Annotated in this window: 21 protein-coding genes and 1 pseudogene; 8 read left to right on the forward strand and 14 right to left on the reverse strand. The window is 32.4% G+C overall.

Going from position 1 to position 21,852, the window contains the following annotated elements; genetic code table 11:
- Together G7Y57_RS17910 and G7Y57_RS16965 are read left to right on the forward strand one after the other, a co-directional pair.
- The coding region (locus G7Y57_RS17910) for a hypothetical protein (protein ID WP_221412148.1) at nt 1–221 on the forward strand (221 nt) is incomplete at its 5' end.
- Nucleotides 222–349: 128 nt separating this feature from the next.
- Nucleotides 350–604, forward strand: coding sequence for a hypothetical protein (locus tag G7Y57_RS16965; RefSeq protein ID WP_165026953.1), 255 nt, complete (start codon nt 350–352; stop codon nt 602–604).
- A gap of 209 nt (nt 605–813) precedes the next feature.
- On the opposite strand, the gene G7Y57_RS16970 is transcribed toward G7Y57_RS16965, so the two are convergent.
- The 12 genes from G7Y57_RS16970 to G7Y57_RS17025 form a co-directional block, all read right to left on the reverse strand.
- Nucleotides 814–2,115, reverse strand: coding sequence for a LicD family protein (locus G7Y57_RS16970; protein ID WP_165026955.1), 1,302 nt, complete (start codon nt 2,113–2,115; stop codon nt 814–816).
- A gap of 342 nt (nt 2,116–2,457) precedes the next feature.
- The gene (locus G7Y57_RS16975; protein WP_165026957.1) at nt 2,458–3,693 is read right to left on the reverse strand and encodes a TIGR04157 family glycosyltransferase; all 1,236 of its coding nucleotides are present in this window, start codon (nt 3,691–3,693) and stop codon (nt 2,458–2,460) included.
- On the reverse strand, nt 3,690–4,382 hold the full coding sequence (locus G7Y57_RS16980) for a hypothetical protein (protein WP_165026959.1): 693 nt from the start codon (nt 4,380–4,382) through the stop codon (nt 3,690–3,692). Before G7Y57_RS16980 ends, G7Y57_RS16975 begins: the two co-directional genes overlap by 4 nt.
- Entirely contained in the window at nt 4,379–5,686 is a 1,308-nt protein-coding gene (locus G7Y57_RS16985; RefSeq protein ID WP_165026961.1) for an HlyD family secretion protein, read from the reverse strand. The genes G7Y57_RS16980 and G7Y57_RS16985 overlap by 4 nt, the downstream gene beginning before the upstream one ends.
- 11 nt (nt 5,687–5,697) lie before the next feature.
- Nucleotides 5,698–7,905 (reverse strand): peptidase domain-containing ABC transporter, encoded by a 2,208-nt coding sequence (locus G7Y57_RS16990; RefSeq protein WP_165026964.1) that lies wholly within the window; start codon nt 7,903–7,905, stop codon nt 5,698–5,700.
- A gap of 3 nt (nt 7,906–7,908) precedes the next feature.
- Nucleotides 7,909–8,811 carry a thiopeptide-type bacteriocin biosynthesis protein gene (locus G7Y57_RS16995; protein ID WP_165026966.1) on the reverse strand — a complete coding sequence of 301 codons (903 nt, stop codon included), beginning with the start codon at nt 8,809–8,811 and terminating at the stop codon, nt 7,909–7,911.
- A gap of 4 nt (nt 8,812–8,815) precedes the next feature.
- Nucleotides 8,816–10,981 (reverse strand): lantibiotic dehydratase family protein, encoded by a 2,166-nt coding sequence (locus G7Y57_RS17000; protein WP_165026969.1) that lies wholly within the window; start codon nt 10,979–10,981, stop codon nt 8,816–8,818.
- Nucleotides 10,982–10,996: 15 nt separating this feature from the next.
- Nucleotides 10,997–12,175: a lanthionine synthetase LanC family protein gene (locus G7Y57_RS17005; RefSeq protein WP_165026973.1), complete on the reverse strand. Its 1,179-nt coding sequence runs from the start codon at nt 12,173–12,175 to the stop codon at nt 10,997–10,999.
- 96 nt (nt 12,176–12,271) lie between these two features.
- Nucleotides 12,272–12,475, reverse strand: a complete 204-nt coding sequence (locus tag G7Y57_RS17010; RefSeq protein WP_165026976.1) for a TIGR04149 family rSAM-modified RiPP — start codon at nt 12,473–12,475, stop codon at nt 12,272–12,274.
- 56 nt (nt 12,476–12,531) lie between these two features.
- A complete protein-coding gene (locus tag G7Y57_RS17015; protein WP_165026978.1) occupies nt 12,532–13,302 on the reverse strand; it encodes an ABC transporter permease in 771 nt (256 codons plus the stop codon).
- A 5-nt stretch (nt 13,303–13,307) separates the two neighbouring features.
- Complete coding sequence (locus G7Y57_RS17020) at nt 13,308–14,210, reverse strand: ABC transporter ATP-binding protein (protein WP_255491498.1); 903 nt, start codon at nt 14,208–14,210, stop codon at nt 13,308–13,310.
- Nucleotides 14,211–14,213: 3 nt separating this feature from the next.
- Nucleotides 14,214–15,284 carry an erythromycin esterase family protein gene (locus G7Y57_RS17025; RefSeq protein ID WP_165026981.1) on the reverse strand — a complete coding sequence of 357 codons (1,071 nt, stop codon included), beginning with the start codon at nt 15,282–15,284 and terminating at the stop codon, nt 14,214–14,216.
- Between the two features lie 911 nt (nt 15,285–16,195).
- On the opposite strand from G7Y57_RS17025, the pseudogene G7Y57_RS18090 reads away from it, so the two are divergent.
- The 6 genes and pseudogenes from G7Y57_RS18090 to G7Y57_RS17050 all read left to right on the forward strand — a co-directional run.
- Nucleotides 16,196–16,306, forward strand: a pseudogene (locus G7Y57_RS18090) (IS5/IS1182 family transposase); the annotation flags it as partial.
- Between the two features lie 116 nt (nt 16,307–16,422).
- Nucleotides 16,423–16,704, forward strand: a complete 282-nt coding sequence (locus tag G7Y57_RS17030; protein ID WP_165026983.1) for a hypothetical protein — start codon at nt 16,423–16,425, stop codon at nt 16,702–16,704.
- 422 nt (nt 16,705–17,126) lie between these two features.
- The gene (locus G7Y57_RS17035; RefSeq protein ID WP_165026986.1) at nt 17,127–18,371 is read left to right on the forward strand and encodes a site-specific integrase; all 1,245 of its coding nucleotides are present in this window, start codon (nt 17,127–17,129) and stop codon (nt 18,369–18,371) included.
- Between the two features lie 18 nt (nt 18,372–18,389).
- On the forward strand, nt 18,390–19,724 hold the full coding sequence (locus G7Y57_RS17040) for a site-specific integrase (protein ID WP_165026989.1): 1,335 nt from the start codon (nt 18,390–18,392) through the stop codon (nt 19,722–19,724).
- A complete protein-coding gene (locus G7Y57_RS17045; RefSeq protein WP_165026992.1) occupies nt 19,714–20,076 on the forward strand; it encodes a virulence RhuM family protein in 363 nt (120 codons plus the stop codon). The genes G7Y57_RS17040 and G7Y57_RS17045 overlap by 11 nt, the downstream gene beginning before the upstream one ends.
- A gap of 94 nt (nt 20,077–20,170) precedes the next feature.
- Nucleotides 20,171–20,740 (forward strand): hypothetical protein, encoded by a 570-nt coding sequence (locus G7Y57_RS17050; RefSeq protein WP_165026995.1) that lies wholly within the window; start codon nt 20,171–20,173, stop codon nt 20,738–20,740.
- 271 nt (nt 20,741–21,011) lie between these two features.
- Here the strand turns inward: G7Y57_RS17050 and G7Y57_RS17055 are convergent, their stop codons facing one another.
- The gene (locus G7Y57_RS17055; protein ID WP_165026997.1) at nt 21,012–21,314 is read right to left on the reverse strand and encodes a helix-turn-helix domain-containing protein; all 303 of its coding nucleotides are present in this window, start codon (nt 21,312–21,314) and stop codon (nt 21,012–21,014) included.
- A 37-nt stretch (nt 21,315–21,351) separates the two neighbouring features.
- The gene (locus G7Y57_RS17060; RefSeq protein ID WP_165027000.1) at nt 21,352–21,645 is read right to left on the reverse strand and encodes a DUF3876 domain-containing protein; all 294 of its coding nucleotides are present in this window, start codon (nt 21,643–21,645) and stop codon (nt 21,352–21,354) included.
- Nucleotides 21,646–21,852: the final 207 nt, after the last annotated feature.

A 21,852-nucleotide genomic window follows, 5' to 3' on the forward strand; every position in this document is an offset into this window, starting at 1 on the left:
ATTTTACCCTCTGTGTTAGTGTTTCATACACAAAGGAATTTATAATGTTAATATTTGTTAGTAAAATGCAGGGCTTTATTAGAAGCTCTAGCGGATTTTACTTAACCGGTGGTATACTTTTCAATTATTTTAGTGGACTACTTTTCAATTATATTATACAACATCTTACTCAAAAAATATCTTTAATGGGAATTGAACTATTATTACCCAAAATAGAATGATGACGGTACTATTGAAGAAGTTCATGAAGTTTTAAGAGGTAAACTCAGCAACCGAGAGAGCAAACAAGAATCTCCATCATTAGCAATAATAGATTCACGATCACATAAAACAATCCAAAGCGTTGGGATTGAAAAGAATTGATGGAGGAAAAAATGTAAAAGGCAGAAAGCGTTATATTGTGGTTGATTTGATCGATTTACTATTAGTAGTCATTGTGTATGCTGCCATTCATGACGATTCTAAGGTTGCTTTTAAAGTAATAGATGCACTAAGGTATTGTTTCCCAGAATTAATCAAAATAATAGAGGATGCTGAGTATAGAGGAAAATTAGCGGATAATGTCAAACGCCCCCTTTTGGATGGATTCTGGAAGTTACAATGAGAAAAGATTCAAATAAATTTGAAGTTCTACCCAAACGTTGGATAGTGGAAAGTGCTTTTTCTTAGCTTGAATCATATAGTAAAAATAAATAATTATTTGATTATTAAAACAATACATTATATATCATGGTGGCATTGAAGATGATTAAAATTACGTTGAACAGAATATGAAATGAAATTTAAATACTGATTCGCATAATTAATAAGATATTAGACATTATAGAATGTCAACGGAAATTTCGATCTGCCATTGCTATCCACTTCAATAGGAATACAGATAAAATAACGTACTTTCCTCTCTAAACGATGACTCCACATATATACATGGATAAAATTTCTCCAATCACTGTATCTAGAATCAAGAACTTCGAATGAATTGAATGGTATCTTAAAAAGGCAGTTTTCAAATTCCACATCAAGAAAACTATTTTCAGCTGAGTTAGGGCAAATAATACCGTTTCTAAAAACAATGTCTGAATTTTTAATATTGTAAACCCAAAGATCTATAAAAGGAAATGTATAATCATATCCATCAATATATTCTCCATCTTTTCTCCAAATCTTATAGTACATTTTTGATGTTCTAAGTTCAAGAAACTCGCCATAGGCATATTGATCGTTTTTGCACAATTCTGAAAAGAAAAGTTCCACATTTCTTTCTTCAACACCAATATCAATATCATCATCCCAAGGCATTATACCACCATGTCTTATGTACCCTAAATGCGATCCACCTTGCAATATTAAGTCGATTTCTTTATTAACTCCTATATCACTCATGACTTTAAGAATATCCCTAGCTTTATTTAGAGAGGCACTATTCCAAGATGAGGTTTTCGATACTTTTTTAAGAATCAATTCACATCTTTCAGTCCAATCATAGTTATTTATCTGTGAAAAATCAAACCAATCAACATTATCTTGATAAATGTTTAATCTCTCATCAGATACTAGAGAAAGTATTGTATCATCTAGACGTTGTTCTATTGTATTTATGCTAAATAACTTCTCCGCTCCTTTTTTACTAATAGCATAGATCGAATTTCCCCACTTAAAATTCATAAAGTAGGGGTGAAATTTATAAAACTCTTGCGAATTAATATTTAGTAAATTTTTACCATTTTTTTTGTTTGCAATCTTTTTTTGAATCTCTATCGGGTCATAAGGAAAAAATAAATCCCAATCATTCTCTAAATCATTAATTGTTTCGATTAACAAATCATAAGAAATATTCAGATCAACATTACTTTCTACTACAAGGCACCATGCTATATCTTTATCTAAAAAATAACCCCATGCATTTCGATGAGTCAAGAAGTTAAGAATTTCGTCTTCAGAAAGTTCAAAGTCATACTTATTTTTGTGATAATTCTGATCTATACGCAATTTACTATTATTATTAATACTTATACTATGTTCAATATAATTAACTTGTGGTTTAGCGGAACCTTTAATGCTTATACTTTGTCTATCGCCTATTTTAAGAGGAAGTAAAATCTGATATATTACCATGATATTTATATTTAGAAAATTTATTACTTAAAAATAAAACTATATATAGAGAGAATCATATTATTTTCGTAATTATGAAATATTTATAATAGAGTTTATATTCAATTAAAAACATATCGTGTTAATATACTAGAATATAGGGGCTATTTAAATTTTTCACAAAAATTTCATTACAATATATTTTAAATCTGTTTTCGCCACAAATTAAGATTTTTTTATAAAATTAAAATTTGCTTTTAGCCCAAATAGACCATTATTATCGCCAAATCAATTTCCAATTTTTACAGAAAAATAGTTATAATTATAGGGCAAGAAAAGTTTAAACAGGCTCTTAAAGAGACTCTAAATATTTTGATATAAATTTAGCATCTTATCTTTAAAAACAGATAGCTCATATTTTTCCAAAAACCTTTGTCTTGCATTCAAGCCTAGTTCTTGAGCATAATTTTGATTCTTTAATAATGTCGTAATTTTTTCAGCCAAAACGCTTACATTGATAGTACGTTTACCTTTAATTGTTTTAATTGGAACTTTTAATCCTGATATATTATCTTCAATAATTTCAGATAGTCCACCTGTATTTGACACGATAATAGGTAACTTATGCATCATCATCTCAACGGCAACAAATCCAAATTCTTCATGTATCGAGCTAACAATTCCAATATTTGACATATTATAAAACTCGTATAATTGTTTTTTATTTAATCTACCTGTAAACGTAATTTTTGTCCAACAATTTTTAGCTTCCGCCAAATATTGATTAAAATTGCCTTCTCCAACAATAATGAGGTGTATTTTAGAGTCTGTTTTTAATACCTTTTTAAATGCTTTTATTAAATATGATATACCCTTTACCTCGTCTAGCCTGCCAACAAATATGATAATTTGTAAATCATCTGAAATACAATATTTTCTCCTTATCTCTCTTTTCTGCTTCTGATTTATGTCAGTATAGGAATCTTTCAATGCATTATTAATTAAAGATGTTTTAGAAATGTCTATATTACCGATATTAATGAACGAATTTAAAGTGTGTTTTGCTACACAAACGAACCAGTCAGACTTATTAATCATCTTGATATCAGCTTTTACTCCTTTTGAAATTTTTTCTTCAATTTTTGTTAATTGAGATTTTTTCTTCAATAAAATTTTCTTCAATTTTTCATAATCACCTAATAAAGAGAAACTCCAATTCGTATAATGGGCTACTAAAATTATTTTACATTTGAATATTTTCCTCAAATTGATTACTAAATCAGGCTTTGTCATAAAATTCAGATGAAAAATATATTGTGTATTCTTCTCTTTCGGAATAAACTCAGCTAGCAAATAAGCTATACTTTTTGAATAATATTCGGAACCCTTTTTATCAAAATAATAAATAGCTGGTATTAAAATCTCTTCATACCCATCCTTTTCAATTATAGAGACCTCTTCATTTTCAGATAAAATTTGAATAATGCTAAACTCAACATTTATTATCTTCAAACATTTAATTAGCTGCTCCGTATATGTACCAATTCCATATTTAGCAGCTCTACTCATTTCATTAAATATATATATTTTTTTTTTCATGCTTCTTGAATCATTTTAATCCCAATTCCCGCAAAGCCATTATTAATGATGCCTAATGGTCTTTTTGAATCAAATAATGTTTCTTTTTTATACTTTGTATTTTTCACATATTCATACACAATGTTATTATTATTTATATTCTTTTTATCTATAATATCATAGAGATTCTGAACTAGATAATTTATTATAGTACTCTTGGGTTCATCATTTTTGAGAGCATTAATCAAATCATAGATATAATCTGTGGGTATAATTTTATTGTTATGGTTTCGATTACAAGTACGGCTGATTACATAGCGAGCAATTCCTTCCAGGCCTGTTTCTAGTGATTTATCTTTAATACGCCTAACGTCATGCTCCAATATTTGATAATCAATATCTATTAATATTTGATCAGCATCTGCCTCAACAAATTTTTTCTGGATGAGATATTCTATCCCCCAGACTATTCCGCATAAACCGTCGATAAAATTGTAGGGATAATGTTTGTGAATTTCATCATATATTTGATCTATTAGCTCACCTGCAAAATCATCATATAATTTTTTATTCGCATATTGGGCATAATGGAAAAAGAAAATAGCTAACCCTATTTTTCCATTTAATAGCCCAAGATTATCCATAAAACTTCCATGAAGCACTAAATGTCTTACTATGCGAGATAAATCATCTTGTCTTTCCTTTATCATAAACTTTCTATTATAGCTTTCTTAATTGGTAAAAAGAAACGCTCCAATAAAGACATATCTTCAATTATTATATCAGCTTGGGCTTCCATTTCGGGTAGATAAGGTAGTTCCTTTTTATAGGAGGTTTTGAGTCCGTTGGGCAAGTCTATTTCAATTATGTAATTATTCTTATTTTCACTATTTTGAGAAGGAACAACCGATATGTTCTTGACCAATCCTCCGACCATACCAAACTCATTATCAGGAAAACTGGCAAAACGTATATTCACTTTCTGACCCACTTTTACCTTTCCCGAACGACTCATCCCCATGGAAGCTTTGCCTATTAATTGCCCTGCTTTTTCAGGAATGATATTAAAAACATTTGCACCGGTTGTTACATTTTGATTTTCAGTCCAATAATTGGTAAAAGTAACTTTTCCGTCAATGGGGGCCACAAATACATAATTCTGTTCCCATGTCTGGATTTCAGTCAATAACTGACCCATATGTGTTTTTAGCTGCGACTCGAGTGTATTCTTTCTTTCGATATACTGATATTCGATATCCAACAGGCTTTCTTGCATTCGTGCAATTTCTATTTCGGTATTCTGCAAAGTACCATTCATGTTTTCAAGGGATAAATATCCTTGTAAGTACTTATTCTTGGTTACTTCCATATCTTCCTGAGAAATAACTCCTCTTTTATTCAGTATTGAATCTCTCGAAAACTGACTCCTCGAAAGTTTCATCTGTTCGTCAACAATCTGCTTTTGATGAAGCAATTGCGTATAATACTCCTGATACTTAACTATACGTTCCCGCATGAAATCAATCTTCTGAATATAATAATCTAAACGATTAAATTCCTGATAATCAAATAAATTAATATAAAAGGAAGAATATAAAGGTTGCATACTGCCCAGATTCATATCTTTGGGAGGTATAGGTGTTATTACACTGTCAATATTGATGTTTAAGCGAGATAAATAGTCCTTAAGTTTTAATATATCTTCTGTTTTTGCCGGATTTTCTATAATTGCTAAATAATCTCCTGTTTTTACAGTTTGCTCGTCTGTTATGTTTAATTCTTTCAAGCTACCCGAAGTTTTAGCTACTATCGCCGCCTGAGGAGTTGTTCCTGTAAGAACCATAGAAGTCACAATGGTATCAGGATATTTGAATAAAGCACTGCCTATGAGAATAATCACAACAATAGAAGCTATTGCAGTTATACCCCTGCGTAATATCCAAGAGGGGACACTACCTAATACCTCCTGAAACTCTTCACTTCTTAGCTCTATTTCTTTATCTTCTTCTAGCATATACATAATTATTAGGAACCCAATTCTAGTTGATTCTTAACTAAGGTATAATAGGTACCTTTTTTTGCGGTTAATTCTTTGTGTGTTCCCTCTTCAATAATCTTTCCTTTATCCATCACTACAATGTTATGGGCATGCTGAACCGTACTTAAACGATGTGCTACTATAATTACTGTTTTCCCTTTATAAAATTCGGTAAGATTATCTAATATTTGCCTTTCGTTATTGGCATCCAAAGCATTGGTTGCTTCATCAAAAAATAGAAAATCGGGATTCTTATATACGGCACGGGCTATCAGAAGACGTTGTCTTTGCCCCTGACTGACTCCATTACCTTCCATTCCGATTTTGGTATTGTATTTTAAGGGAAGCGATTCTATAAACTCCTTTATATTGGCAATCTTAACAGCTTCCAAAAGTCGCTTTTTATCGACAATATCTTCTCCTACAGCTATATTGTTGGCTATTGTATCGGAGAATATAAAGCCATCCTGCATAACCGCTCCTGATTTTTGACGCCATAGATGTGGGTTGATGTCATCAATGGAAATATTATCGACTTTTATTTCTCCTTTATTCGGTTTATAAAAAGCGAGTAATAGTTTTACGAGAGTCGTTTTGCCGCTTCCGCTGGCTCCTACTATAGCTGTTATCTTATTTTCGTTAATTACTAAATTAATTCCATCCAGCACATAGTCCCTATCGGCCCCATCGTAACTAAAATAGATATCCTCAACACGTAAAGTTTTAGAAGAAGGTATCTCATTAACCTTAGGGCCTATAGTTTGTTCTTCATCTTCTTTGCTGTGTATTTCATTCAATCGCTCTAAACTGATTTTGGCATCTTGAGCTGCCTGCACAAAACCGATGACTTGCCCGATGGGTCCTGATAACTGCCCTAGAATATAACTAATCGACATCATCATACCAAGTGTTATATCTCCTTCGATAACAGCCCTTGCGGCAATAAACGATATAAACAAAGAAGTTGTCTGGCTAAAAAATACTGATCCCAGTTGTTGATACTGACCTAATGCCAATCCTTTGATACTTATTTTAAAAAGTTTTACCTGTATACACTCCCACTTCCAGCGTTCCTGTTTTTCGCAATTATTGAGTTTGATTTCCTGCATGCCGGTTACAATCTGTACCAGATTGCTCTGTACGGCGGAGGCTTGTGTGAACCGGCTCATATCTAATTTACGGCGATATTTGAGAAACAGTAATATCCATAATATATATAGAGTATTTCCGAGAACGAATACGCCAAGAATAGTCAGGTTATAGTAAGCCAGAATAATGGCGAAAATTATAAAATTGGCAAATGAAAACAGCGTTGTTAAAGTCGATCCTGTCAGAAATGATTTGATACGTTCGTTATCGTCAATACGTTGTATAATATCTCCGATGTTTTTCGAATCGAAGAAACGCAAGGGTAACTTCATCAGTTTGGATAAGAAATCGGAAATAAGAGCTATACTAATTCGGGTATTAACATGAAGCGTTATCCAGTTGCGGATAAATTCGACTGTAAGTTGTGTTACAAATAATACCAACTGGGCGATAAGAATCAAGGTTATAAAATTAAGGTTACTATTTCCTATCCCCTGATCAACAACGGCCTGTGTAAGGAACGGAAATATCAAAGCCAAAAGACTACCTATAAACAAACCTATAACTAATTGTATAAGCTGCGATCGGTATGGTCTAAGATAACGAAAAAAATACCTTAAACTCTTTTTGGATTCGTTGTCTTCTACATCCGATGTATAGAAATCGGGAGTAGGTTTGAGGAGTAAAGCAGTTCCCATATCTTCGTCTTCCACTCTGCTACTAACCCAACATCTGAGAAACTGCTCTTGGCTTAAGGTATACTTTTCTCCTGCCGGATCGGATATTTTCACTTCATAAGTGCCTTTTTTTTTCTTTTTTATCCCGTAACAAATTACAAAGTGGTCTTGATTCCAATGAAGAATACAAGGAAGCAAAGCTTCCTGAACCAATTGCTCAAAAGTTATCTTAACGCCATTGGTATGAAATCCTATACTTTCGGCAGCATCGCTTATTCCGAGCATGGATACACCTTCATGAGTAATAAAAGCCTTTTCCCGAAGGTTTTGGATACTATAATTCCGTCCATAGTATTTAGCTATCATCCGCAGACACGTAGGACCGCAATCCACAGCATCTAATTGCGTATAGTTGGGAAAAAGTTTCATTTATTAGTTGGTATTATGTATATTTTTGTATTTGTTTCTTGCTATTTCGCTTGTATAATATCTATACATAAAGTCGTATAAAATTAATTCATGTAAGCGATTCTTTGATCTGAAGAGCCTGTTAATTGTCATATGTATATAGCTAGATAATAATGAACTAACAGGGATATCTATTTTATTTCTTTCCAATTTTATGTTTAACTGCTTAATTACAGGAGCTAATTCTTTTGATCTTTTCTTTATAGGAATATTGAGCTTCAGAAAATTTTCATCTGTTATTGTATTTCTTAATACTCCTTCAATAATATTTTTATTGCTTCTGAATTTTAAGTTAAACTGTTTCGAGTTATATTCGTTAAATCCAAACTCAGTCTTAAATGAGTTGTTTAAATCACTAATGATAGATAATTTACTTTCATTATTCAATGAGAAGTCAGATAAAAAGCAATCGATCATTTTCAAAGCTATCATCCAACGGTAATCTTCATTACTGTTGTTATTTAAGATTTTAATGATAGATAATATGCACACACTATCTAGATAGAAAATTGATTCCGATTCTTCCATTAATATATTACCATATCGCTCCAATTCTCGATTATATGTATCTAATTGGACTTTCCATATTAAATTATTTTCGATATAAGAACCTAATCGTATCTGAAATAGATTAATTACTTCTCTAATATGGAATTCATTTTTCACCCAAATTCGGATTCTTAAATGAAAATCAGGGTCTGCATAACGTATGAAGAACCATTTTCCAATAAGATGTTTTCTTTGAAGTCTATTTATAATAAAACAAATATCTTGAATTAATATATCTTCGGCAGTCTTAATCCCAGTGTATAGTTTTATATAAACCCATTTGTTCCCCAATGTGAATGTTCGCTGAATTGATGTCATTCTTTTACTTTTTATAGAAGGCTACAATACATTCATTTAAATATACACCATTTTGATTTTTAACTATAGCATTCTCCTTTTCAAACAGAAACTCCGTAAATATTACTATTTCTCTTTTTTTTATTAAAGAAAAAAGGGCATGTATGCTCAACGGATTCTCCCAATCTACCAATAATTTATTATCACCATCAGGCATTAATACATACTGGGGTAGAGATCTTATTTTTCTCCAAATACTAATTTCTGAAATTATCTTTTCATCTTCTTTTATTACAAAGAGATGTTCTATCTCTCTTACCCTTACTACCCAAGTAGCTAAAGAGAGTATTGTATTTTTATATTTTACTCTTGGTCGAAACTGTAGCTCCTTTTCTAACTGCCCCCAACTAAAATATAAAGAGTTTCGTCCTGTTTGATTCTGCATATCACATAGAAATCGATAAACTGGCATATTGCTATTATGATAATTATGGGCAGTTGTTAATCGAGGAAGGATCTCTTTATTCAACTTCTTAGAGCGAATCATTAATCTGCCTTGTTTAATGGAAAGTGTTAAATCCGATAAATATAATATTCGATCATGTGGTAGATCTGAATGTGATATATATAATAATTCATATTTTCGTAAATGTGGACGAGAAAGGATGTTCCCTGTTCTGGCTTCTGGTAAATGTACTATCTCTGCTAGGACAATATCGGGCATTAATTCTTGTTCTTTTGATGTAATATTTTGTACTAATTCTGCAATTTCACTATCTGTATGGGCAAAACGGGCTAGAAGATTTGCACCAGAACTACCTCCACAGGATACTAATCTGATTAAAGGTCCACTTGGCTTAGTTCGGATAATCTCAAACATAGTATATAACGTTGAAGGTAAATCGCTCCAACTTATGTTGATATTTTCTACATCTTCATCTGTAAGAATAATCTCTTCTTCATTTTGGGATAAGCATTTTATTGTTTTTTTTAACAAAACAGACTGAATTGGAGTTAAGCTACCACCATTTTGCTCTATATTGTGGGGTAAGTACAAATCATCGACAAGCGGAGAAATATCTCCATTGTTTTTTTTAGAGGGATACCCTATTCCCATTTCAGTATCTAAAACCTCCATAAGTGGAACTTCTCTACTTTCGTAACGATTATAGAAATCCTCTTGAAATTGGTTCAATAATTCATTCTTTCCAGATGGTGTTATCTTATTCAAAAAACACATGACTGACTTCAATTCATCTATAATTTCAAAACCAAGATTAACAACTGAAGCATTTCTAATCATATCTACTTGAAATAAAAAATTTTCCTCATATGGAACCCCAATTTCAACTATCTTCATTATGATTTTCTCATATAAATCAACGTCATGCTTATTAAGATCTAATGTAATCAGCATATTTTGAATATCCTTTAATTTTGGTAATAATGGATCTTGATAATCTATTCTTTCTAATAATTTGATTATACAACTAAAAAAATCATCTCCTGTTACAGACTGGCTTAGTTCTGCAACTATAATTTGAGAATCAATTAATTCATTTATAAAACCAATAGCTTCCTTTTCGGATATTTCATTGTTAATCAAAGAATTTACTAAAATATTTATATCAGCTCCTTTCGATGCTATTTTTAATATTTTCTTTAAGTAACTAGTTTGTTCAATTTCTGTAATATGATACTTTTTTCTTGATTCAATGTATTGCCACTCTACATAACGATATTTTTTATTAACTGGGTATAAGCTTGTATTGGGATAGTATGCTATTTTTTCTTTGATGCCAGGTTTCTTTACTAAAATATCATATAATGTACACAGATAGTACATATCTAAGCGAGTTTTTCTATTGATAGAATCTTCCAATATAATATCTGTCTCTTCAGCTATTACACCAACTGTACAACCGGCAAATAATCCAAAAGGAGTACTTCTTGTTGACATACGGCTAATATATCTATATAATCCACTAAACAAGTGCTTTCTATCGTTCTTATAGGTGGATTGATCCTGTAAGTATTTAGAAAGTTCTTTATATAAGACAGGCGACCCTATATAGATTGATTCCTTGAAGTTAGAAGAAGATATCTGATCACTTATATTTTGATTATTACCTAAAAGATTGAAAGGGAATAATGGAGTACGTAGAATGAAATTATTAAATGCTTTATACATTATTTTATAAATATTTTAAATTAAAAGTAGACATTCATCCCAAGAAATATTTGAATCAAAAAAATCTGAAATTATAGAAACCCCAATACCAGATATCCCCGTTAAAAAACCTCTTAGCGGGACCGCTGTGTCTATAAGATGAAATTTGTATCCAGCAATTCCATCTTTATGAATATTCATTTCTAAAGTTTTTCGGTACCAATAGAGAGAAGTATCCAAGAACTGTTTATTGTTTGTTTTCTTGTATAGTTTATTAAATATATGGGCAATCCCTGCAGAACCATGACACACTCCGGCATCCAAGACTAAGTTGGAAACTAGATCAGTTCTTCTGGCTGAGTGAGTCAATATGTTATTAGAGATAGTTCCCATATTTCTGTCTTTTAATATGTAAGATGCTTCAAGTAAAATATAGGCTGAACTTAAATCACCATAACACCATGCAAGCCGAGAGGGACCAGTTCTCTCTGTGGAATATGAAAAATATGTTTTATTGGTCTGCACATCTTGCAAATTTTCAAGCATAAACTTTGCTAACCCCTTTATTAAATAAAGACACAATTGGGGTTCAATTTTTTTTCTGAACGCTTTGATTAAAAATGATATAATACTAGGAATACCATGAGATAATCCAAAGTTACAGGAATTAACTAGTTCTGATTGATATATGAAATATGAGTCATTGTTGTTACTTCTCTTTATGGCATCAATCGCTTCAATATAATGTTTAATATATGCCTCAGGTATAATGTCTTTATTGATAAAGTAAATAGCTGCACCTAAACCTCCCGCCAAATAATCATAGTTACCTGACAATAAATCTTTCATTGAGTCATTAAATATAACCTGATCTAAATCTACCAGAATTTCATTGCTACCTGTTTCAATTATATCATTCTTTTTCATTATATCTATAGTCCAACCAATACCAGACAAACCATAAGCAAAAGAATAGCCTTCCTTCTCATAATCATAATTTACAATAATACGATTGAGTTCGGATATTATATATTGAGGTATTCCAGATTCTTTGACTATTTCATAATAAAGAAGAAAAAATAACAGTTCGCCAGCTCTTCCACCCATTAATCCTTTGGATGTTGTTTGATTTCCTTTCATCAGAAGTTCTTTCTTTATGGATAATGCTAATGTTAATACCTCAATTTTTTCTGTGTTTTCATTTATGTCTTTCATGAATTCATTTTATTGTTTATTCAGAATATATGCCAAATAAGAGTTTTGTATTTAAGAGTGTTACTCTAAGGATGATGTAACACTCTTAATTCAGAGTTAAAGAGTATTCACTCCCGAACCATAGCAGTCATTTGTACAATTTGTGTTCGTACAGTTCCAATATGACTGACCAATGACAGATGTTGTACAACCATCGGTGCAACCAGATGTAAATCCACCTCCTTTTAGTTGGTTTAACTCATCATTACCTAAATTAGCAACGATACTCTTGTTTAGAGTTAACTTTTTTAACTTTTTCATAATCCGAAAATTTAATTATTCCTCAAATTATTAACAGCTGAGGTTTACTGTTTTTTCTATATTTTCATCTTAACAAAGTATTTAAAAGATAAAAGACCAAAAATAATCGAATAGCTAATGTTGATATATACACCTTGATTTAATGATATTGCCATTGCACCAAAAGTGAAATCATTATATGATTGAAGAATAGAAGAATAAGGGATAAAATGTACATATTCCCAACCATTAGCTAATAAAGAAAAAGTAATTCCTAAGCAACAAATAGCAATAGGCAGAACAAAACTCTTGAAGAGCATGCTGAATAAATATTGAATTATTGAAATCGTAATTACGCTTAAGAAAAGCTTTAAGAAAAACACTCCAGCAAGAATTCTTATATCATAATCTTGAAAGCAGTATCTTGGAAAAAAGAAACTTAGTGAGTAACCAGAAACCATAAATGCTAAATATGCAAAGGAAACTGAGAAAAAAACAACTTCAAGGATTAATACAATTTTTGCTAGAAAAATAGTTCTCTTTTTTATAGGAAGAGTAAATAATTGTTTCAGACTATTATTCTTATACTCCATATCACAGAACGAGTGACAGAATACAGCTATAATTAAAGGGTAAAAGAATGAATAAAATAAAAATATATATCTACCTAATAGAAGAGTCCAAGGATTATAAGCAAAAGTTTCATTACCGAGGTTGTTGAAATAATTATAGGCAATATACAAACTTACCCCGACAGTAATAGTAATCGGAAATAGCAATACTAAAAATAACCCTTTATCACGCTTTATTTTAAAATGTTCAGCTTGTAGTATGGATAATATTTTCATAACAATTAATTTGAAGTTAAATGTAAAAAAACAGATTCTAAATTATTTTCCTTCAATTCTACTGAATATATATCAATTTTGTTAGATACAAAAAGCTGGATCAAACGATTATGATCTATATCACTTTCTAATTTTACTAATAACTCTTCATCTGAAAGAATAAATGATACTATAGAATGTGCGTTACATATTAAATGTGCGTATTGGGCTTTATTTGTCTTTATGAATATCTTTCGCTCAACACAACATAGCAGTTTTTTAATATCTCCTTGATAAAGGAGATTTCCTTTATCCAAAAGGCTAATATGTGTACATGTCTTTTCAATCTCTGCTAAAATATGGCTCGAAAATAAAATAGTCTTACCTTCACCTTTGAGTTTTATCATCAACTCTCTCACTTCATGAATTCCTTCCGGATCAAGGCCATTTAATGGTTCATCTAAGATTAGAAAGTCTGGATCGTGAAATAATGCCATTGCAATACCCAAACGTTGCTTCATGCCTGTAGAGTATTTTTTTACTTTCTTGTTTCGATCGCCGGTTAAACCAACAAGGTTTAGTACTTTTTCGATTTGCTTAATTCCACATTTATATATAATATCTAAATATGCTAAATTTTCCAAACCTGTAAGATTTTCATAATAACAAGGAGACTCTACCAAGTTTCCGACCTTTTTTAATATTTTTTCTCTATTCTTTTTAAATTCTTGTCCATAAAAATAAACAGTATTAGGTGGAGCATCAAGTATGCCTAATATAAGTTTCATCGTTGTCGTTTTTCCAGATCCATTCTTGCCTAAATATCCATAAATACTACCTTTTGGAATTCCTAAAGTAAGATTATCTAATATTTTTTGTTGCCTGTATCCAAATGAGAGCTGCCTTAATTCAAGTATATTATTCATCATTCTCTATTTAATTAACTTCATTTTTTCAATATAAAATAACCCATCAATCATTTGCGACCAATTCATTGCCATATTCATTTTTTGGTTTATTGTCGAACTATTATTTATTCTCAAGAAAGAAGTTGAACCTATATCACAGATATTAAGATAAGCATATTCATGACCTAAAATATGCAACAAGTATTCAAGCGATTTATTACTCGCAATATTATATAAATTACTTCCTTCTGGATTTATATTCGCATAAGAGGTGAATGCCATCATATACGACTTTTCTTTATATTTTTCTTTTAGATATTTACCCATCGGAGTGAAATTCTCTGAACCCAAATCCTGAGAATTTTGTTTGTAATCGAAGAATAAATGAAGGTTTGCAGACCATACTATTATTTTTTTATCTTTATAAACACTATCAACCATCCATATAAGATTGTCTGCCATTAAAGAATCTCGCATATTCATCCGCGAAATGTCTCCAACATTATATTCCCACATTAGCTCATTATACTGCTTTATACCCAATAAATAACGTCGATATATTTCGTCTTCAATAGTCGTATTATTGGTGTTGAGTTTTTCCAATATTAAATTTAGATCATTTTGAACGGAATCATATTGAGAATATGAAAAATGTTTATACTCCCATAGATAAGACTTCGACAGTTTTTCTTTCACAGAATTAAGCCCCTTATATTGAGATAGTTTTATTTGTTTCCTTTCTAGATAACTTTCTAACATTATGGAACGATCCTTAGGTTCCAGACTTCCTGTCAGCTGTATATCAAAGCCACCAAGAGATATTGGATTGGATGATTTAAGAATCGAATTATAATAAGTCCACAAATCGTAACATGCTGTATTATCCCACCAAAATTTATATAGACCTACAGAAGGTGAGAAATACACATTATTTGAGCTAACATTCTGGTTTATAGATTTGTTCATGCACCACATGTCGTATAAACTAGCTTCGTATAAAACAACATCAAATCCCATTTTTTCGTGGAGGTAACGAATAAGTCTTCCCTTTGCTTGAAAAGTGCTTCCATCCATATGAGTTTGTTCTCCAAGCAAAATAATTTGTTTATTCTTCAATATAGTATCTAAAAAATAGAAATCGCTAAAGTTTGTATCATTTAAATCAATACTTTTTGGGAAATTAAGATATTTTTGGGTCTCAAATAATTTCTCATTTAAATTGTCTTGAGAAGTATAGTTATATAAATAATTGGCTAAAAATATCGACAAAATAACAGAGACTGCTAAAATCCTTCTTTTGGAACTATACATTTGTATTTTTTTGAAAAAATATCTCATTCTGCTTATAGTTAATTATATTTTAAAATAGAATGTTTTTTTAGTTAAAAGATAAATGTGTAATCCAATAGAACAGTATGATTTACGGCACTTATTTCAAGCTTATATAGACTTGCTGAATTAACTATTGCATTAAATTCTTTTAGTTTTTGTTCTGTTTGCCTCGATTAGTATCATTTGAAAGTTTGAGAAATTATATTATTTTCATTTTAGTAAAAACTAGATTGACAAAAATTAAAATTTCTTTTACTATTAATAGACATCGCAAATGTGAAAAAAAATCTTTTGTAATTAACCAAATAAATATTAAGTTGGTGTTAAGTTTAAATGGTTAATTCAATAATCTATTGATTAGGTGTTAATTATAAGAACCAGTTAAAATAATGAAGGTTTTTATTTTAAACTGTTTTTTTAGTATATTACCAAAATATTTTTTATTTAATCTATTCACAATTAACATTTTAAAACAAAATAGAATCTTGTAGTTTCAAATACAGATTCGCATATACAATAATTTTTCAATACGGTAATATCTTGTTGGATACCAAAACTTATTTCCAATGTTTGTATTTTAAAATAGAAGTGGTCTTTACTTTTTAGCAATTATATAAGAAAATACGGAAGCGTTAATTTTGTAATCGCTAAGCAACAAATCAATAACGCTTCCTATGTACAAAGTACTTGTAAAAGATACTATTGAAAATGAGATATTGCCACATCTATTAGTAGCAAAACGAGGGGTTAAGACAAAGAGTTACCTTACAGAAACCTGTAGTGCATTTAGGTAATACAAGATTTTAAATTGTTCAGATTCTTGTTATTTAGTTTATTAATCAGTTGTATAACAGTATAAGTTTGATGTTATTTTATTTTATTTTTTCTATCATTACATCACATGCAAGATATTGAATCTACATTTAAACTTTGCTGTTCATTATTGAAAAAGAATGGATTATTAATTATTGGAGAATTCTATGCGGAAAATTCATCTTTTCATGTTTATGAAAAGGTGCCTCATAGTGGGTTTTCTGTAAAGCAATTACTGATGAAATTAAACTCACATGAATTCAGGATGAAAAAAGTTTCAACCTTTCATTCGTTAAAGAAAAATGGGCAGACCTATCCGTTATTTCTTTTGGTTACGGAACTTTCATGTATCTACGATTATTCCAAATAAAAGTATTATCTTTGTAGTCGTGAGTCGTTCTTTGTTGTGAAAAATGACGTAAAAAGACGAGAATCGCTCGTTTCTAAACTCAGCACCCAAAAAGCAAGAAACGGAAAAACGGCGTAAGTATCTAATCCATTGGCGATAACTTCATTATTCTTCTCTCCGCTGCAAGCAGTAAAAAAGCAAGATATTGTGTATTTAGGAAAGCTTTCCGTTACGAATACGTTACCTGTTTTAAACTGTGGCAACCCATTCAAATAACGGATTTTCCTCTAACAGAAAACGATTTGGAACGATTCCGACAAACAAAACTATGTTATGTTGGTTTCGCACTCAAAATCAGTTCTTTATTCACTAGTTCACAATAGTTTGCGTAACGTTGATTAGCTCTATAACAGTTAATTTTGTAACCTGTAAAAGAGTTAATTATGCAAGAAGTAAAAGTAAGTTTCTACCTCAAACGAGGTGAGGAGAAAGCCGACGGAACAACTCCCCTTTTGGGACGTATCCGCATCGGAAAATCAATGGTACAGTTCAGTGCCAAAGTTTATGTTCCAGTATCCCTTTGGGATATTAAATCGGGCAGAGCAATCGGAAAAAGCAAAACTGCCCTTTCTGTCAACGCATCCCTGAACAAAATCTGTGTTGCCATCCATTCTGCCTATCGAGAACTTTCGCTAAAGAAAAACCATGTCTCAGCTTTAGAAGTCAAAAATGCTTTTCAAGGTATCGCCTCCGAGCAAGATACCCTTGTCAAATACTTTGAGATACAGAATGATAAATTTTTACAAAATGTAGGTGTAAATCGTGCAGAAGGAACTTACAAGCGTTTTCTGACCTCCCTTGGTCATCTGAAACGTTTTATGCGAAAGAAATACAATATTTCCGACATACCATTTCAATCGTTGACACCTTCATTCGTTGCCGATTATGACTATTACCTACGGATCGAACTCGGTCTTGCTTGCGGAACAATAATCAATACAATCGTTCATCTACGCAGAATCATCAAGATAGCGATAAACAACGGATTGGTTCGCTCCGACCCGTTTATTGACTACAAGTATATTACGGAAGACCCTATTCCCAAGTCATTGACTTCGGATGAATTACAAACCTTGATAAAAGCAAAACTCTCCCGCCCGAATCTGAATTTCATTCGGGATATGTTTCTATTTTCCTCGTTTACTGGCATCGCATTCAGCGATATGCGTAATTTAACAGCGAAGAATCTTTCCACAGCCGAAGATGGTGTAAAATGGGTACACCTAAAAAGAAAAAAGACAGGCACACCCTGCCATATCCCACTGCTGGAAATTCCTTTACAACTAATCGAAAAATATAAAGGAATAGCAAAAGAAGGCAAACTGTTTCCCATGATTAGTTGCAGTAAAACCAATATTTACCTGAAACGAATTGCTATAGAATGCGGTATAAATAAGCGAATTACCTTCCACATGGCACGTCACTGCTATGCTTCGGTAGTAACTCTCTCACAGGGAGTTCCACTCGAAACAGTAGGCGAATTGCTCGGACACAGCGACTGGCGAGCTACCCGAATCTATGCACAAGTCAGCAATGAGAAAATCGGAGACGATATGATTTTGTTAAACAAACGCTTGTCGGGCAGATATGATTTTGAGAAAGCTAATTCAACAGATGTTGCATTCTAATTTGTGGAGGAAAGAGAAATGGATACAACGAAAAGCAATAAGAATCATCCGAAAAGTACCGCTTACAGCACTTTTGCCGTTTTGTTCTATATCAATCGGCAGAAGATAAAGAAAAACGGAATGTGTCCGCTGATGGGCAGAATATCCATCAATGCCGAAATCGCACAGTTCTCGGCAGGAATAGATGTTGATCCATCCCTTTGGGATGCTAAAACCTATCGCTTGACAGGCAGAAGCCGTCATGCAGCAGAAGCAAATTTTCAGATAAAACAGTTAAGCGAGAAGATCCACCGTTATTACAAACAGATACTTGACGAACAAGGCTATATCACGGCTGAACTGGTCAAAAATGCCATAGGTGGTATCGGACGGAAGAAAGAAAATTTATTGGAACTCTTTCGGGAACATAACGATGAATATGCCAAACAGGTAGGTGTTACCCGCTCGGCAGAAACTATGCGCAACTATATCTCGGTATATAACCAAACTGAGAACTTCTTACGCACTCACTACAATGTGGAGGATATCCCGATGAGGCAATTGGAATTATCCTTTATCGAAAAGTTCGATTCTTTTATGCGTATCGAACAGGGATTTACAGCACATACGGTGTCTTCCTATACCATCATTCTACGAAAGATAATTCGCAGAGCGATCAGTCAAGGGATATTACACAAAAATCCTTTTGCCAGCTACATTCCCGAACAACCACCTCGTAAACGCAGGCACATGACACAGGAAGAACTGGACAAATTCATAAATATTTCGATAGCTTCCAAAAGTGTATGCCACACACGAGATATGTTCATCTTTGCGACCTTCACAGGTTTATCGTATGCGGATATGTGTAATCTATCGGAGGAGCATATCCATAAGGAGCAGAACGGCAGCTTTTGGATAAAGATAAAACGACAAAAGACAGGTAGCCAATGTAATATACCGTTGCTGGACATTCCCCTGCAAATCATGGAGAAATATAAATCGGAGCGAAAAGGCAACACGATTTTCAATATGATAAACCTTTCCTGTATGAATGTTAATCTGAAGAAAATTGCCAAGTTGTGCGGCATAGAGAAACCGATTACCTACCATCAAAGCCGTCATAATTTTGGAACCCTTATCACGCTCTCACAAGGAGTTCCGATGGAAACCGTCAGTCAGATGATGGGGCATAAATGTATAAAGACGACTCAAATTTATGCCAAACTTACACGACAGAAGCTTAATGAGGATATGAAAAAACTAAGTAGGCGTATGGGTCAAAAATATAGACTATCGGATTATGCAGAAAATGAAAATGAAGCAAATCAATGCAAAACAGTGCAATTAAAACCAAACAATTATGGAAAATAGAAAAATCATAATATCAGATAATGGAACAGTAACCGTTCCGGGTGAAACAAAAATGAGCATTGCCGAAATCGCCGACTTGTTTGGTATCTACTATCAAAGGGCAAAAAGGCTTATTCGGGATATTGAGAAATCTGGCGTTATGGGTGGAGACTATTCGGGGGGTTGTACTTGCGAGGGTTCAAAAATCTATCCCGATTATTACGGCTTGGAGATGATTATTGCTGTTGCCTTTCGAGTGCAGTCGGCTAAGGCGGAGATATTTCGGAAGCGGTTGCTCAGAAGAGAAAAAGCAGGGGATTCGGGTATATGCGTTTTTGTGTGGCAAGATTGGAATCGTATCTCACTTAATTAGGGTTATCTGTATTTTGAATTGCATTATATCCCAAATATTTGGTAATTTTGTTGACTATATGAAACTCATTAAGTTGTCTGATAATTTTAGCACAATGGAAAAGCCTGATATTATACTAACAAAAGAAGATATTGTTTACTCAAAAATAGGAGCAGCACTTATATCTGCACAGCGTGTTGAATTTGTAGCAGGACAACTTCTCGAATTATTAGAGGAACATGGACAAATCTATGGCATTATGACCGAAGATTTCACAAACAGTTCCGAGAAGTCAAAGAAATTAAGAAAAAAGACACTTGGGCAGATTTTTAGATTCCTGAAATTAAATCCTAAATTGGTAATCGCTGATGAACTTGATGAATACGCAAGGTTAAGAAATATATTAGCTCACAAATTTTTTCAAACTCATTTAAATACAAAGTCAGACGAACAGATGTGGAGGGTTATGGAGTTTTGCTATGCCTTTGGACGTTTCTCAAACAGAATGGAAAAATTCTTTAAAGGATTTTTGTATTTTCTAGCACTAAGACACGTAAAAGATATGTATCATTTACCTAGTGAGATGCAAAGTCTAAGAAGTTCGTTTGAGTATTTCATGGAATCCTTAAATCATAATAGATTGCAAGAGATTCAGGATGAAAGTATAGATTCTTTTGATGTGTAATTAACCTATTTATTTTATTCCCCACGGCAGGCTATCCAAACCAATGCCTGCCATTTTTTGTGTTTTTATCCCCCTTATTTCATCTGAACACAAATATAAAAGCAGGGAATAAAACACCAAGACTAAACGAAGTATTTTGCCAAATCTTCCTTTCTCGTACCTCAAAAGAGTATTTACCAAAATAGTCTTGCCTAATTTATTCCCTTGCTGTTTTAGGATGCTTATCAGTCGAAAAAAGGAAAAAATAATCATGGGTGGTCTGGTGGAACAGCTACTTTCTGAAACTCTCCTTATACCCATCTTCCAATAATTTTTCAATATCTGACGAACGATACAAAATTTTACCGCCCAGCTTGATATAAGGAATACGCCCCTCGTTGCGGTAGTCCTGCAAGCTCCTGCGACTGATTTTCAACTTCTTCGACAACTCTTCATCCGTGTAAAAACTCTCTCCGTGCAGTGTGCGTTTTCGGACAGGGAAGAATCGCTCCATTAGTGAAGCCAAGTGATCCAATGAAAGAAAAAATGATTTTACACGTTCATTGTTCTCCGGTGTAATTAATTGGTTACTCATAACTTTGTTTTTTTTATTGATTTATACTCTGTTTTAGCTAGCACTTCATATAGCTCCCCCAGCCGGCAATACGCAAGCCAAAAGGAGATTCTTCGGGTGTCAATCGACTACATCTTATTCCCATTTGGATATACCAGCCATCTTTATCCAAGTTTATGTCATAGCACGAAAAGCTACCTCGCTCCGATTCCTTATCGTAACTGTAGATAAGCAGATAACAATTGCCACCATATCCCTGAAAGATATACATATCAGGATTGCCGTTTACACTCTCCCACGCTCCCAGCCATACGCTGGGAAAATTATGATAGATTTTATATTCTTCTTTCATAACTATAGCTCCTTTCCTTTATAAGCCGCTTGTTTACGTCTCTCTTCGACCAAAGGAAGAATCTTTTCCACATCTTCGGGTGTATAATATAATTGAAAAGTAGTCCACTTAGTAATTGAAAAGTATACCACTAAGTGTCTCGGATGAGATTGGCTAAAGATATTTATTCTTCATCAGGTTGTAACATTTTTTTAGTTTCTTTAACTC

The organism is Dysgonomonas sp. ZJ279 (assembly GCF_011039205.1).
Taxonomy (GTDB): Bacteria; Bacteroidota; Bacteroidia; order Bacteroidales; family Dysgonomonadaceae; genus Dysgonomonas.